20 protein-coding genes are annotated in these 14,078 nt (G+C 42.1%); 4 read left to right on the top strand and 16 right to left on the bottom strand.

Translation table 11 applies throughout. The annotated features are described in order from the left end of the window. Positions 1-28 precede the first annotated feature (28 nt). Together JOC95_RS04830 and JOC95_RS04825 are read right to left on the bottom strand one after the other, a co-directional pair. Positions 29-622 (bottom strand): histidine phosphatase family protein, encoded by a 594-nt coding sequence (locus tag JOC95_RS04830; RefSeq protein ID WP_204413973.1) that lies wholly within the window; start codon positions 620-622, stop codon positions 29-31. Positions 623-727: 105 nt separating this feature from the next. After that, entirely contained in the window at positions 728-2,509 is a 1,782-nt protein-coding gene (locus tag JOC95_RS04825) for a S9 family peptidase (protein WP_204413971.1), read from the bottom strand. 168 nt (positions 2,510-2,677) lie between these two features. Between JOC95_RS04825 and JOC95_RS04820 the strand changes: the two genes are divergently transcribed. Continuing rightward, positions 2,678-3,859, top strand: coding sequence for a CapA family protein (locus JOC95_RS04820; RefSeq protein WP_204413970.1), 1,182 nt, complete (start codon positions 2,678-2,680; stop codon positions 3,857-3,859). Between the two features lie 81 nt (positions 3,860-3,940). Here JOC95_RS04820 and JOC95_RS04815 read toward each other — a convergent pair whose 3' ends face one another. The 6 genes from JOC95_RS04815 to JOC95_RS04790 are packed head-to-tail and all read right to left on the bottom strand — an operon-like array spanning position 3,941 to position 6,767. Further along, positions 3,941-4,387: a GNAT family N-acetyltransferase gene (locus tag JOC95_RS04815; RefSeq protein ID WP_204413968.1), complete on the bottom strand. Its 447-nt coding sequence runs from the start codon at positions 4,385-4,387 to the stop codon at positions 3,941-3,943. Positions 4,388-4,416: 29 nt separating this feature from the next. Beyond that, positions 4,417-4,917: a GNAT family N-acetyltransferase gene (locus tag JOC95_RS04810; protein WP_204413967.1), complete on the bottom strand. Its 501-nt coding sequence runs from the start codon at positions 4,915-4,917 to the stop codon at positions 4,417-4,419. Positions 4,918-4,920: 3 nt separating this feature from the next. Beyond that, positions 4,921-5,295, bottom strand: a complete 375-nt coding sequence (locus JOC95_RS04805) for a DUF4440 domain-containing protein (RefSeq protein WP_239582740.1) — start codon at positions 5,293-5,295, stop codon at positions 4,921-4,923. Positions 5,296-5,331: 36 nt separating this feature from the next. Then, positions 5,332-5,769 carry a GNAT family N-acetyltransferase gene (locus tag JOC95_RS04800; RefSeq protein WP_204413963.1) on the bottom strand — a complete coding sequence of 146 codons (438 nt, stop codon included), beginning with the start codon at positions 5,767-5,769 and terminating at the stop codon, positions 5,332-5,334. 26 nt (positions 5,770-5,795) lie between these two features. After that, complete coding sequence (locus JOC95_RS04795; RefSeq protein WP_338083057.1) at positions 5,796-6,203, bottom strand: NUDIX hydrolase; 408 nt, start codon at positions 6,201-6,203, stop codon at positions 5,796-5,798. Between the two features lie 54 nt (positions 6,204-6,257). Continuing rightward, positions 6,258-6,767: an NUDIX hydrolase gene (locus JOC95_RS04790; RefSeq protein WP_204413959.1), complete on the bottom strand. Its 510-nt coding sequence runs from the start codon at positions 6,765-6,767 to the stop codon at positions 6,258-6,260. Positions 6,768-6,914: 147 nt separating this feature from the next. Here JOC95_RS04790 and JOC95_RS04785 point away from each other — a divergent pair, with 147 nt between their 5' ends. Continuing rightward, positions 6,915-7,202, top strand: coding sequence for a HesB/YadR/YfhF family protein (locus JOC95_RS04785; RefSeq protein ID WP_204413957.1), 288 nt, complete (start codon positions 6,915-6,917; stop codon positions 7,200-7,202). A gap of 27 nt (positions 7,203-7,229) precedes the next feature. On the opposite strand, the gene JOC95_RS04780 is transcribed toward JOC95_RS04785, so the two are convergent. The 5 genes from JOC95_RS04780 to JOC95_RS04760 all read right to left on the bottom strand — a co-directional run bounded on the left by JOC95_RS04780 (position 7,230) and on the right by JOC95_RS04760 (position 8,757). After that, complete coding sequence (locus JOC95_RS04780) at positions 7,230-7,541, bottom strand: hypothetical protein (RefSeq protein WP_204413955.1); 312 nt, start codon at positions 7,539-7,541, stop codon at positions 7,230-7,232. Positions 7,542-7,546: 5 nt separating this feature from the next. Then, the gene (locus tag JOC95_RS04775; protein WP_204413953.1) at positions 7,547-7,972 is read right to left on the bottom strand and encodes an acyl-CoA thioesterase; all 426 of its coding nucleotides are present in this window, start codon (positions 7,970-7,972) and stop codon (positions 7,547-7,549) included. Between the two features lie 110 nt (positions 7,973-8,082). Then, positions 8,083-8,325 carry a small acid-soluble spore protein Tlp gene (tlp, locus tag JOC95_RS04770; RefSeq protein WP_204413951.1) on the bottom strand — a complete coding sequence of 81 codons (243 nt, stop codon included), beginning with the start codon at positions 8,323-8,325 and terminating at the stop codon, positions 8,083-8,085. Between the two features lie 89 nt (positions 8,326-8,414). Continuing rightward, positions 8,415-8,558 carry an acid-soluble spore protein N gene (locus JOC95_RS04765; RefSeq protein WP_010193544.1) on the bottom strand — a complete coding sequence of 48 codons (144 nt, stop codon included), beginning with the start codon at positions 8,556-8,558 and terminating at the stop codon, positions 8,415-8,417. A gap of 67 nt (positions 8,559-8,625) precedes the next feature. Beyond that, positions 8,626-8,757: an FbpB family small basic protein gene (locus tag JOC95_RS04760; protein ID WP_204414686.1), complete on the bottom strand. Its 132-nt coding sequence runs from the start codon at positions 8,755-8,757 to the stop codon at positions 8,626-8,628. A 287-nt stretch (positions 8,758-9,044) separates the two neighbouring features. On the opposite strand from JOC95_RS04760, the gene JOC95_RS04755 reads away from it, so the two are divergent. Continuing rightward, entirely contained in the window at positions 9,045-9,518 is a 474-nt protein-coding gene (locus tag JOC95_RS04755) for a DinB family protein (protein WP_239582708.1), read from the top strand. Positions 9,519-9,552: 34 nt separating this feature from the next. Beyond that, positions 9,553-10,248, top strand: a complete 696-nt coding sequence (locus JOC95_RS04750) for a DUF1287 domain-containing protein (protein WP_204413949.1) — start codon at positions 9,553-9,555, stop codon at positions 10,246-10,248. Positions 10,249-10,287: 39 nt separating this feature from the next. Here JOC95_RS04750 and JOC95_RS04745 read toward each other — a convergent pair whose 3' ends face one another. The 3 genes from JOC95_RS04745 to acnA form a co-directional block, all read right to left on the bottom strand. After that, the gene (locus tag JOC95_RS04745; protein ID WP_419096222.1) at positions 10,288-10,794 is read right to left on the bottom strand and encodes a TlpA disulfide reductase family protein; all 507 of its coding nucleotides are present in this window, start codon (positions 10,792-10,794) and stop codon (positions 10,288-10,290) included. 14 nt (positions 10,795-10,808) lie between these two features. Next, entirely contained in the window at positions 10,809-11,213 is a 405-nt protein-coding gene (locus tag JOC95_RS04740; RefSeq protein ID WP_204413947.1) for a hypothetical protein, read from the bottom strand. Positions 11,214-11,352: 139 nt separating this feature from the next. Continuing rightward, a complete protein-coding gene (gene acnA / locus JOC95_RS04735; RefSeq protein ID WP_204413945.1) occupies positions 11,353-14,058 on the bottom strand; it encodes an aconitate hydratase AcnA in 2,706 nt (901 codons plus the stop codon). Positions 14,059-14,078 lie beyond the last annotated feature (20 nt).

Here is a 14,078-nt window from a genome sequence, read left to right as displayed (position 1 = left end):
AGCAATTTCATCACCTTGCTACCTTCTTTTATCCGTTAATTACAGTCTGATCCAGGTGCTTTACACAATTGTATGCCTCACAATTCCATATATCATTCGAAATTGATAAGGTTGTAATGGACGTGTTTTCAAGATGGCTTGTTAAATCTACTTCGGGAGTCAATTCTTTTAAGAGATGTCTGATGAAAGATCCATGGCTAACAATCAGGACGTTGGAATCGGGATGCTTCAGCTGAATGTCTTTCAAGCATTCGAGTCCACGCTCAAGGACAGAATCAACCTTTTCAATACCAAGATCCATAGAGTGCCAATCCGCTCCCCATTTTTCCAATCTTTCCGCTTCTGTCGTTCCTTCTATCAATCCACCGCTCACCTCTCTTAACCTCGTATCAAGGATGAGGGCAGGTACGTTCAGCTTTTCTGCCACAATCTCAGCTGTCTGTTTGGCCCTTAAAAGGTTGCTTGAATATATATAATCCCAATTCTCTGAAGACAGGCGTGCAGCAAGCTTTTTAGCATCATCGATTCCGTCCTGGTCGAGAGGGATGTCCGAACTCCCTTGTGCCCTTCTCTCCTTGTTCCATGCAGTACTGCCGTGACGTATAAAACCGAATTTTGTCATTTGCTTAACCTCCTATTTAAAATCTCTCTAATTAGAGTAATGAAACCTTGCAATCAATAAAAACCAAGCTGAACCTTGAGTCCAGCTTGGGAAATATTCTTTATCTTATAAATGAGAATCAAGAAACGACAGTATAGCTTGGAACACCTTGATTTCATTCTCTTTTTTAGAGAATCCATGCCCTTCGTCATCAAGGACGAGATATTCCACACTGCGTCCTTTCTCTTTCAAAGCTTCGACAATCTGATCGGATTCCTTTTTTACCACACGTGGATCATTGGCTCCCTGGATGATCAGCATCGGTTTTGTCATCGTGTCCAGGTAGGTTGTCGGGGAATCCACAGTCAATCTTTCCTTATCCTCGACCGGATCACCGACCCATTGCTTCATTGCCGGCTTCCAATGGTCTGGAACGGAATCGATAAAGGAGAACAGATTGCTTACACCAAAGATATCAATAACTGCTTTAAAGTATTCTGGATGTCTTCCATGCAGCAATAGCGCCATATAGCCACCGTAGCTGCCACCCATCAAGAAGATTTTATCCCGGTCTGCATATCCGTTGTCTATCAGCCATTCTAGGCCGGTGATATTGTCGAGTCTCGGGCCGTGCCCCCAGTCTCCCTCTACCATTTTCATATAGCTTAGGCCATAGTTTGAGGACCCACGGAAGTTTGGTGCAAATATGCTATATCCTCGATTCACAAGAAACTGGAAATAGGACCGGAAAGATTTCCTTTCAGAGCTTTGAGGGCCACCATGCGGCCAAAGAATCACGTGTCCATTGGAGATTCCCTCCTTGGCACGGAAGAATAATGCTTCAATTTCAAGGCCATCAAATGAAGGATAGGTTAAAATCTCTGGCTCGGAAAGGTCCTCATCAGACACGGCTGGGACCCTGTTATTGGTAAGGGGTTCCCATGTTTCATCATTTCTTCTAAAAATATTGGCAGGCTTTGTTGCCGTTTTACCAAGAAGGTAGACAGTACCGCTCTTTCCGACGACGACTTTGTCAATAATATCAACAGGAGTTTCTTCCTTTTTCAGTCTTTGGGATTCCAAGCAGAACGAAAAGAAACTGTCCTCTACACCGTTTGAGGAAGCCAAATAAAGTCTATTTCCCTTTTTATCATAGTACATGGCGTTCAGATCAAGGGAATGATCCTCCGTCACTTTTGAAAAGGTTTTAGTATTAACATCATAATGAGCCAGATAGCTCTTATCTTCATCATAATCCGTTATGAGATAGATGGAAGAAGAACCAGTAAAAATGGCATTGGAAACTGTATGTTGTTTATCGGTTTCAGGAGTGAGCAGGATCGTCTCTCCATCCTCTACTAGATAAGCAAGTGAATATGTATTGGCAAAATGCTTCAATATCAGGAAGCTTTTTTCATCCGCTGATACATCTGCCAGATAGGTGGATGCTCCAGATCCTTCAACAAGGAGTGTCTCCTCTTTTGTATCTAGATCATATCGATAAGCATTCAAATAGGTTTTATTGTTTTTGGAGCCTGTGTAGTAGAGCCTCTTACCGTCTTCTGAAAACTTTGGATTCATATGACGATATTCATCGTCCACACGAAGATCCTCCAGATCCCCTCCACGGGTCGGCAATGCATAGAATTGTGTCAGTTCATTTCCATCATGATCAAAGCTTGCCAAGATGTATTCGCCGCTAGGTTCGTATTTCAAGGCATGACAGCTTTGGTTTTTGAATGTCATCGGATATGGATAGTTATTAGGCAGATCCATTCCCCAAAGATTGTAGTGTCCTGTAAGGTTCGTGCTATAGACCAACTGAGTCTCATCAGGGCTTACTGTGAAATCCTGTATATTGAATACACGAAAAAACTGTTCCACTTCAGGCTTTTTAAAAGCTAGCATAATTGATACCCCTTTCAATAATTGATGCTCTCCCCATTTTATTTCGGGATACAAATAAAAATTCCTGCAACCCATCTAAAGTTTCGACGTTTTTTGCCAAGAAAGGATAACAAAAATAGGGGAAATGTATTATAGTGGAAGATAGAATAGAAAAAAGGGGTCAATATCGTGAAAGCAAAATGGAAAATAGTTTTACCAATTCTAATAATCTTACTAATAGGAGGCGCATTCTCAGGACTATTATTAAATCAGTATAATAACTCCTCCTCCAAAACGGAGAATGAAGCACCGAAGGAAGTAAAAGCACACCAGAACAAGCAAGTGGAAACAGCAGAAAAATCTTATCGGACAGAAGCAACCATATCTGCTGTAGGAGACCTTCTTATTCATAGCACGGTCTACGAGGCTGCCCAAACGGGTGAAAACAGCTATAACTTCAATCCAATGCTTGAACGTGTGAAGCAATATTTACAGGAAACCGACATCTCCATCGCCAACCAGGAAACGATCATCGGCGGAACAGAAATCGGTTTATCCAATTATCCAAGCTTCAACAGCCCTTTTGAAGTGGCAGATGCACTCCAGGAAGCTGGCGTTGATATTGTAAGCATTGCCAACAACCACACCCTGGATCGTGGTGAGAAGGCGATCATGAATGCCATCAACCATTATGAAACGATTGACATGCAGTATGTGGGCGGATATAAAAGCGAGGAAGACCGCGCTACGCTTCGCACCATTACAGAAAACGGGATCACCTTCTCTTTCCTTTCCTATACATACGGGACAAATGGTATTCCTGTACCGGAAGGCAAGGAATACTTTGTCAACCTGATCGACCGTGAGAAAATCGAACGGGATGTAAAGGAAGCAAAAGAAAACTCCGATGTAGTGGTGGTAGCCATGCACTGGGGTGTCGAATATATTTTACTTCCCAACAGTGAGCAGGAAGACCTTGCCGATTTCCTGGCAGGATTGAATGTTGACATCGTCATCGGTCATCACCCGCATGTATTGCAGCCGATGAAATTCCTGGACCGCCCGGACGGCAAGAAAATGTTTGTAGTGTACTCCCTAGGGAACTTCCTATCCGGCCAAAAGGATGACTATAAGGATATCGGCGGCATTCTTCAGCTGCGAGTGGAGAAATTCGTGGACGGGGCTGAGACAAACATCGATATCAAGGTTGACGACTTTATCCCGACCTATGTATCCCAGGTCAATCCAACCAAGTACCACGTTGTACCACTGAAGGATGCTTCAAACTTCGGATTTTCGAATGGTGCGGCAAAGCATGATGAAATGATGGAGCATATGTATCAGTGGATTAATGGGGATACTTCAAATTAATGCATATAACCAAAAGGTTCAGAGCGTATCGTTAGCTCTGAACCTTTTTTACTTATGACTTAAGCCAACATACACCCGTATTTAAGGTATTTGCAATAGCATATCTACATGTGGGATATTATCTTCTAAGTAGGTTTCGGTAATTGCTTTGAAGCCAAAGGAGCCATAGAAGTTTCTTAGATAATCCTGTGCCTGAATCTTCACAGTGTCTCTTTTTAATTCGTCATGGATAAAATCCAGCCCTCTTCTTAATAGTTCTTCAGCAATTCCCTGGCCTCTATATTCCTGTTTCACTAAGACCCTGCCAATTGAAGCCTCCTTATAGGAAACACCTGGGGGGAGGACTCGTAAATATGCGATAATCTCCCCATTCTCCTCTTTATAAAGGTGATAAGAGTGTGGATCTTTGCCATCAACCTCAGGATAGGGGCAAGTTTGTTCCACAACAAACACCGCCGTTCTTTCTTTCAAAATATTGTACAGCTCTATATTTGTTAATTCTTCAAATCTCTTTAAAAACCAACCCATCTAATATGCACCTCAAATTTATTGCTTTTTCATCTACAGAAGTTTTCCATGTATAATTCATCCACAAACGTTCCATCAACAAACAAAGAGTGCTTTTTCACACCCTCTATTTCGAATCCCATCTTTTTGTATAAATTTATTGCCGCTTCGTTATGTATCATGACAGTCAGTTCTAGTCTGTGGAGGTTTCTATTCTTCGCCCATTCCACCATCTTGCGGAACAATTCAGTTCCTACCCCTTTACCGCGTGCAGTTTCCGACACCCCGATGACGAGATAAACAGAATGTGCTGTCCGTTGTGTTGTTGATCCAATTGCCATGAGGTATCCAATCAGTTCTTCCCCATCAACAGCAACAAGAAAGTTTGAGGATTGATCTTTTTCCAAAGGTCCAATCCGGTTCTTTCTTAATTGCTCCCCTGTCACTTTCCTTTCGCCTGGACCGAAGAGCATAAAGTTGGATTCTTCTACCTTTTTAATTAGCTCTGCAAGTTTTTCTGCATCTTCTGGAATTGCTTTTCTAACATTCATTCCCTAACGCTCCAATTCTATGTACTCGCGGATCAATTTCCACTCATGATTCTCTTCCCTCCAGATGAACATGCATTTTGCAGGGTATTCCGCTCCGCTTATCACTGCTGTTTCACATCCCATGACGATATATTCTTGTCCATTTTTTCGGGGGGAGATGGATTCAACCTTAAAATTCTTCGTTGCATCCTGGTACTGATTCAATACCGATACAAGATCATAATGATAATCATACTCTTGTGGCCTATCCAAACCTGAGTGCGCCCAGTACCCAACAAACTTCTCTGACATGAAACTTTTTATTTCAGAAGGGTCCTTTGTAATGAATGCCCTATCCCAAGCAGAAAAATATTCTTCCACAACATCCTTGATAAACATCAACCTTCACCATCCTTTATTTATAATCTAGTATTCTTAAATCTTATAAAAATAATAATAATTCTCTTCCTTTTTGAAGCCTATTTTTTCATAGAGTCGCTGTGCGTTCACGTTATCTGGCATCGTTTCAAGAAGCACCCCTGCTGCATCCCTGCTATCTGCAAACTCGATGGCCTGCCTCACCAATTGTTCTCCATAACCATGTCCACGATATTCCTCTTGGACAAACAGATCGTTCAACACCCATGTCCGTTTCATTTGGACAGACGAAAAGGTCGGATACAATTGGGTAAAACCAACTGCCTGCTCCTGTTCATAAGCCAGAAAAATGACAGATTCCTCATTGGAAATCCTTTCGCGCAGAAAGTTGACCGCGCCTTCCATATCTGATTTTTGGTCATAATATACTCGATAAAGATTGAAAAGATGTGCCGCTTCCTTTAGATGATCCAACCTTACTCTTTTAATGGTCATTTGTACTCCCTCTCCTTGTAAACTATCTATTTTACTCCTTGAAAGCTGTATGGTATGCTTCCATCAATACTCGGAATACCTATGTATTCTTTCGCTTGTGCACAATCCATCCATACGACTTCTTCTATTTCATCCGGAAAAGATATCCCGATTTCCCCGCTTTTTTTCTCTGCATGAAAATAGAAGAATACAGCATGATGGCCCCTTTCCTCAAAAAATCCCTCAGAAACCCCTGCAAGCCCTTTCGTCTCTACAATCAGACCCGTTTCTTCCCTTGCTTCCCTACTTGCTGCTTCCTCCAAGGTTTCCCCGGGCTCCACTGCCCCGCCTGGTAAGGTGTAATAGGATCCCTTTGTTCCTTTATTCTTCACCATCAGTATTTTCTCCTTGTTCTCACTAAGGAGGATCACATACGCCACGTCCACTCTTTTCACTTTACAACCCTCCATATTTGGAATTATGAAAAAACTGATTCCAGATTTTCCCCTTTAATTTGCAGAACCAACTGAATCGAAGCTTGTTTCCTTTTGTGCTGATTGAATGATTGAAGATGATAGCTGCTTCAAATTATAATCCATTATTTTACCATCAACCGAATAGGTGAATGCATGCTCTTTTGGTGGTTCCGCTCCTAATACTTCAGGCAAAAAGATAGACATATTGCTTACCACTTGATCGGAAGTTTTGATCCAATCGAGCTTCTTCCATTCCAATCTGCCTTCAGGACCTTCAAGCAGGGTGCCTTCTATCTTTGTTCCGGTAAAAACATACATCCCGCCTCTGTTATTCCATGATACAATTCCCCTGAAAGTCAGATCCTTGATCAGCAAACCTGTCTCTTCCAGCGTTTCACGGTAAACGGCTTGATATGGTGTTTCATCTTTTTCAATTTTACCTCCGACGCCATTCCATTTACCCTTATTCGGTGCTTTGTTTCTAAAAAGCAGGAGAATGGAATCTTCCCTTTTTATAAAGCATATCGTGTATGGCAGCTCCATCGATTTTCCCCCTTGAGTGGTTTCGTTTGGTTCATCTTGTGGAAATTAGTTATAATAAGAAAGTACATAAAGAACATGTATTTTTTCAAATGGAAACTCCAGCGCCATAAAAAAATTCATGCATACGATTAATAAGGAGTTGCTCTTATGAAAATGACAATGTCTCAATCAGCGATAGACTGGTATAAAAATGAACTTGAACTTAAAAGCGGCGATCATATCCGCTTTCATATCCGTTATGGAGGGTGCAGCACCGTTCAAAAAGGATTTTCACTCGGAATAGTCCAGGAAAGTCCAGACCAGCCTGCTGCAAGCGTGGAACAGGATGGCCTCATATTCTTTGTAGAAGAAAAGGACGAATGGTACTTTGATGGCCATGACCTTCACATAACGATGGATGAAGAGCTGAACGAGCCGATATTCGGTTATGAATGAAAATAAAGAATTAGGATGCACATTATCCTAATTCTTTTCTTTTGGAAAAAAACGCTCTATCTGCTGCAACTGGTTTTCACAGATCAAAATCTCGAGCTGTTTGTCGCCAATCAGATCAAAATGAGGGTACTTTTCCCGATTATGTATCCACTCTTTTTTCAGGCCGTATGAATGACCCCATGCTATCAGCTTTTCCACATCACTGCAGCCCGCTTTCGTCACGGTGTTGATGCCCTCAAATCGCGGGTGGATCCAGTAATGGGTAATAAATGCTATCTTCCCCTTGGAGACTTGCTCCTTCCACCTTTTAAGTTCTTCCCGAGCTATCCCGAAGGCCATTGTTTTTACTCTCCTTGCTTTTTCGCATCCTCGTAAGCTTGATGCCACTCTGGATATTTTTTACGGATAATGATCGGCTTGAAGTTTTCCTTTTTCACGCAAACATGTGACGAGCTGCCGATAAGAGCGATCTCTTCATCCGGGGTCAACACTTTATATCCATAGACAACCCTAAATCCATCATAAGTTTCAATCCATGTCTGAATAGTCGCCACTTCCCCATAGCGAAGCGGTTTTTTGTAGGTGACATTTATATCGATGACAGGCGAAATGACCCCGTCCTGCTCCATTTGGGCATAGGAGAATCCAAGATCTTTGATGAGCTGCGTCCTGCCTAGCTCCATCCATACTAGATAGTTGGCATGATAGACCACACCCATCTGATCCGTTTCTGCGTATCTTACTTCTATTTCTTTTGTTGATACTAACATCCTCTTTCCCCCATTTGCTTAGAAAGTATCTTATTATGATACCATAAATGAATATTTTTCCACATTAAAAAAGATGAGCATTGTTAAATGCCCACCTTTTGTCCTATTGTTTACTGAAAGCCGTTTTCACGAGAGCCAGCTTCGTCCTTTATTTCGGAACGGAACGCTGCGATGCTTTCTTCACGACGATGATTTTTTGCCTCGATCTGCTCTCTTTCCTCTGGTCCGGCAAACTGCATGGATTCCTGAGCTTCTTCGATATTTTCAATTGTGTTCTGGACCATGCTTTGTAGCTTCTCTACATTGTCACTGCGATCGTCCGGGTTTGCACGGTGTTGTCTGTTTTCTGCCATAACGTAACGCCTCCCTAATCATGAAGATATACTACAACCATTAGTTTGGGCTGATAAAGCGTTTTACAAACTTGAAAATGTTGGTTAAACTATTCGCCTTTTGTTTGAATGACTTGAGCATGCTTGCCTGAAGTATCCTGCATCTGCTTACCCTTATTTCCTCCCGCTTCCTGCGGTTGTGTACCAATATGGTTTGGCATAAAATGCTTTCTGCTTCCTTTTGGATTACTCATAAAAACATCCCTCCTACTTTTACTATCTCAAAGTGGAGGGATTTTCATAACAAGAAATATTTGAAAGTTATTCGGCCTTATTCAACATCTTCTCTTCCAGACGGTCTTCAATTTTCCGAAGAGCTTCCTCATCTTTTAAAAGCAGCTGCTTATTTTCCAGAACAAGCTCTTCAAAAGAACGTTTACGGATCCTTCTCATCATTTCACCCTCTTACTTATTATTGTAATAGTATTAATGTCCAAAATTCTTTAAAATTATGATAACTTTCCGACAAATTGTGTAATTTTTCAAGCTTCAGAGGTCATTTCAGGAGTAATTTCATCTTTATGGGGATAATTGTGCCAGTTAATCAGGATATAACCTTTTTTATCGATTAAGAAACTGGTAGATAGCACCAATAACGGGATGCGAATATACGTTCTTGTGCGTTCCCATTACATGCGGTATAGTTAAGAAGTGAGAAAATTTCGAAAGGATGTAATACGATGGATAACATGAGCATGAAAAAATACGAGCAGAATAAAAATTACTTTCAATCGCTACTTACTTTACCCGAAGAAAGATTGACCAAAGAAACCGAGCAAAGCAAATGGAGCATCCGGGAAATTATCGGACACATCTATCACTGGGACAAATTCTTATTGGATGTCATGGTTCCACAAATGTCAGAAGGTGCTTCACTACCTGAATTTCCAGATCATGATGCTTATAATGAAAAAGCCATGTTGCATATTGTTGAATTTTCTACCACTAAAGAGCTGATAGCCGAATTTACCCTGACCCGGGAACTACTTTTACAAAATCTAAGCGAAATTCCAGTTGATACGTCATTTACAATTGGAAAAGGAAAAAGAATCTTTACTCCGGAAAAATTCTTGGAGATGTTTGTGGAGCATGATGATCATCACATCAAGCAGATAGAGGCATTTTTAAAGCAGCAAAATATAGAATCGTGTTAAAATATGGAGAAAAAGAGTTATCAGGGGTGAAGCCGTGAAGAAAAAACTGATTACATTTTTTTCGGTATCATTAATAGGGATACTTTCATTTCTTTTCTTTTTCAGGGATGGATTGATACTCGATCATATTGGAATTCATGTGGGGAATCCTTTTAGTCGAACGGTTGAGGTTCCTTCAGATTTTTCAAAAAAGGATAACAACGGAAATGATACTCCAGATCCCCTCGATATAGTTCAAACAGCACGCGGCGAAGTGGAACGTCGCACCTCTTACAAGAGTACTTATTATGATGGTGGATATCCACCCGAGGAAGAAGGCGTCTGTACTGATGTAATATGGCGTGGATTCCATGGAGCAGACATCAATCTGAAGGACTTGATGGATAAGGATATAGCACAGAACGTAAAGCTTTATCCACGTGTCGAAGGAAACCCTGATCCAAATATCGACTTCAGGAGAGTGCCGAATCAGGATGTCTTTTTTAAACGGTTTGCAGAATCCCTGACAACGGAATTGATCCCACACGATGTGGAAAATCTTAAATCTTGGCAGCCAGGGGACATTGTTGTATTCCTAGGAGGGGAATATGATCATGTAGGGATAGTATCTGACAGAAGAGCAAAGGATGGCACTCCGTACATTATCCATAATACCTACCCCTTTGCAGCCGAGGTGAAATTGTCCTCCTATCAATCCCCCATCACAGGACACTATAGGTGGAAATATTAAAAAAGAGGAGACCATAATAAATGGGCTCCTCTATAACTGTCAGTTCATCTTTTTCACTTGCTCTTCCATTAACTCATACGTCATCGGTCCCAGATGGCGATAGGAAATGACGCCTTCTGTATCGATAAAGAATGTTGTAGGCATAGTCAGGACCTCATAGTACCGGAACATTTCTTCCTGATCGAGAAGTATAGGGAATGTGTACCCACCCTCTTCTACGTACTCTTGGACATTATCTATCCCTGGCTCGGAAGTGGTAAGATTCACTGCCAATATTTCCACATCCTTGTTCTCTTCGGAATACTTTTGCATTTCAGGCATTTCCGCACGGCATGGGCCACACCAAGTAGCCCAGAAATTAAGGATTACTTTTTTCCCCTTATAATCCGAAAGCTTGGCAGTTTTGCCATCAAGTGTGGTCAATTCGAAATCTCTCGCCATTTCTCCCTCTTTAACCCCGACTGCAGGCTCTTTTTCTGCAAAGACCTGGAATATCGCATATCCACTCAAAGCCACCAAAAAGGCAATAGCAATTATTTTTTTCACAAGATCTCCATCCTTTATATGAAGTACATCATTCCAAAATAGCTCGCCAGCACAATAGCGGCACTTACGATGACTGTTGCTGTCAATTGTCTCATATGTAATCCTGTACGATAAGCTTTTCTATAAAAAACGAAAAGCGCTACGATGCTTGCCAGATAAATCCCTTTAGTCCCTCCGGTAAAAAATATTATCCCAAAAGGATTGGTCCAGATGATGGAAGGTCTAAAAAGAAGAATACTAAATTTGAACAATAAAATCCACCACAAGGCTGCACTTATCAAGTGCTGTTCTATAATCTTCAATGTCTCCGGCCGTTTTTTATAAATAATGGCCATATATAAATATGCAAGAAGAAGGGAGAAAAGAAGGACAAGGATTGATTTTTTCAGTAGCAGCGGGCCAAACTGGATTGCATCCATCTTGTTTACCTCGTTTACTTTTATTAAATCATATTCAGACTGTACGATTTATACTTGTTGTGTCAATTTTATAACAAATGAAATGATGAAAAAAGCCGGCCTCCTCCATCTAGAGGGACCGGCTTCATTTCGCTAGATATTACGCTTTTAGCTTGTCACGCAATACCATTCTTAGGATACCGCCATGACGGTAGTAATCGATTTCCACTTCGCTGTCGAAGCGAACAAGTGCGTCAAACTCTTTCTTGTTGCCGTCTTCGTCAGTCGCTGTAACTTTTACAAAGTCACGTGGTTTTACTGTTTCATCAACAGCCACTTCAAATGTTTCCTTACCAGTCAACCCAAGGATCTCAGCATTTTCCCCGTCTTTGAACTGTAAAGGCAGAACTCCCATCAGAACCAGGTTGCTGCGGTGGATTCTTTCGAAGCTTTCCGCAATGACAGTCTTGATTCCAAGTAGGTTTGTTCCTTTAGCTGCCCAGTCACGGGAGCTACCCATACCGTAATCTTTACCAGCGATGACCATCAGGCCAGTTCCGTCCTCTTTGTACTTCATGCAAGCATCGTAGATGGACATAACGTCGCCAGTCGGCCAGTAAGTCGTCCAGCCGCCTTCTGTTCCTGGCGCCACTTGGTTACGGATACGGATGTTCGCAAACGTTCCGCGCATCATTACTTCATGGTTACCACGACGTGAACCATAGGAGTTGAACTCACGAGGAGTAACGCCGTTCGCTTGCAGGTATTTGCCTGCAGGCGTATCTTTTCCGATGGAACCTGCTGGTGAGATGTGGTCAGTTGTCACTGAATCCGCAAATTTACCAACTACACGCAGTCCGGAAAGTGGTTCTACAGTTCCAGCTTCCGGAGTCAACCCTTCAAAGAATGGCGGGTTCTGGATGTATGTGGAATCATTATCCCATGAATATAATGCTTCATCGGAAGTCTCGATTTGGTTCCAACGCTCATTGTCATCAAACACTCTGTCATATTCTCTACGGAACAGTTCAGGTGTTACAGTAGCTTTTACTACTTCCTTCACTTCGTCCATGGATGGCCAGATGTCCTTGAAGAATACATCATTACCGTCTTTGTCTTTTCCTAGTACGTCGTTTTGAAGATCTACATCTACATTTCCAGCAAGTGCATACGCCACAACAAGTGGTGGGGATGCAAGGTAGTTACCTTTTACAAGTGGATGGATACGTCCTTCAAAGTTACGGTTACCTGAAAGTACAGAAGTGACAAGAAGATCATTTTCCGCAACTGCTTCTTCGATTTCATCCGCTAATGGACCGGAGTTACCGATACATGTAGCACAACCATAACCAACGATGTTAAAGCCAAGATCGTTCAGGTAAGGTTGAAGTCCGGAATCATGAAGATAGCCTGTTACTACTTTCGAACCAGGTGCCAAGGAAGTTTTTACAAAGCTTGGAACCTTCAATCCTAATTCCACCGCTTTTTTCGCAACAAGACCTGCTGCAATCAATACGTATGGATTAGAAGTATTTGTACAGGAAGTGATGGATGCAATGGCAATCGATCCTGTTTTCATTGTTGTTTTATCACCGTTAGCAAGCGTAATTTCCACTTCTTTGTTGATATCAGTAGGAGTCATGCCATAGCCTTGGTTTCCTTGTGGCGCCACCAATGCATTGCGGAATGTTTCCTGCATCATGGATAGAGGCACAAGGTCTTGTGGACGCTTAGGTCCGGAAAGGTTTGGTTCGATCTCAGCCAGATCAATTTCCACTACATCTGTGTAGATAGGATCAGCATCCGGGCTGAAGAACAATCCGTTAGCTTTGCAATATTCTTCAACAAGCTTGATCTGCTCTTCGTCTCTACCTGTTAAACGCATGTAGTCAAGGGACTCTTCGTCAACTGGGAAGAAACCACATGTTGCACCATATTCAGGCGCCATGTTTGCAATCGTTGCACGGTCTGCAAGCGGAAGCTCCGAAACACCAGGACCGAAGAATTCTACAAACTTACCAACAACACCGTGTTTACGAAGAACTTGCGTAACTTTTAACGCCAAGTCAGTAGCGGTAGTTCCATTTGGTAAAGAACCAGTCAATTTAACCCCTACAACCTCAGGCACTGGGAAGTATGAAGGCTGCCCAAGCATTCCTGCTTCTGCTTCGATACCACCTACACCCCATCCAAGTACACCGATACCGTTGATCATCGTTGTATGGGAGTCTGTGCCAACAAGTGTGTCAGGGAAAGCTAATAACTCACCATTTTCTTCCACACCGTGAACCACGTTTGCCAAGTACTCTAGGTTAACCTGGTGAACGATACCAGTTGCTGGTGGCACTGCACGGTAGTTGTCAAATGATTTCTTTGCCCAGCTTAGGAACTTATAACGCTCAGCATTACGTTCAAATTCAAGCTTCATGTTGAAATCAAGAGAGTCAGCTGTTCCTGCTTTGTCAACCTGTACAGAGTGGTCAATTACAAGATCAACCGGAATCTCAGGGTTGATTTTCTGAGGATCTCCACCAACGTCTGCCATTGCTTTACGTAAAGACGCAAGGTCAACAACCGCCGGTACCCCTGTGAAGTCTTGAAGGATTACACGAGAAGGCTTGAATGGCACATCCACTTCCTTCTGCTCGTCTGTTCCCCATTTTGCTAAGTTTTCAACGTGTTCTTTAGTGATAACACGTCCGTCTACCTGGCGTAGAACGGATTCTAATAATACTTTAATGGAATATGGTAAGCGTGATACGTTACCAACGTTCGCTTTTTCAAGCGCTTGCAAAGAATAGTAATGATACGTTTTGCCGTTCACATCAAAAGATGCGCGTGCATTGAAAACATCTTGCTTCGTCATATGTATTACCCCCTGCTACT

It is taken from the genome of Sutcliffiella tianshenii, assembly GCF_016908565.1.
GTDB lineage: Bacteria > Bacillota > Bacilli > Bacillales > Bacillaceae_I > Sutcliffiella_A > Sutcliffiella_A tianshenii.
Note: the sequence above shows the minus strand (reverse complement) of the source record. Positions and strands in the feature narration are given on the sequence as shown.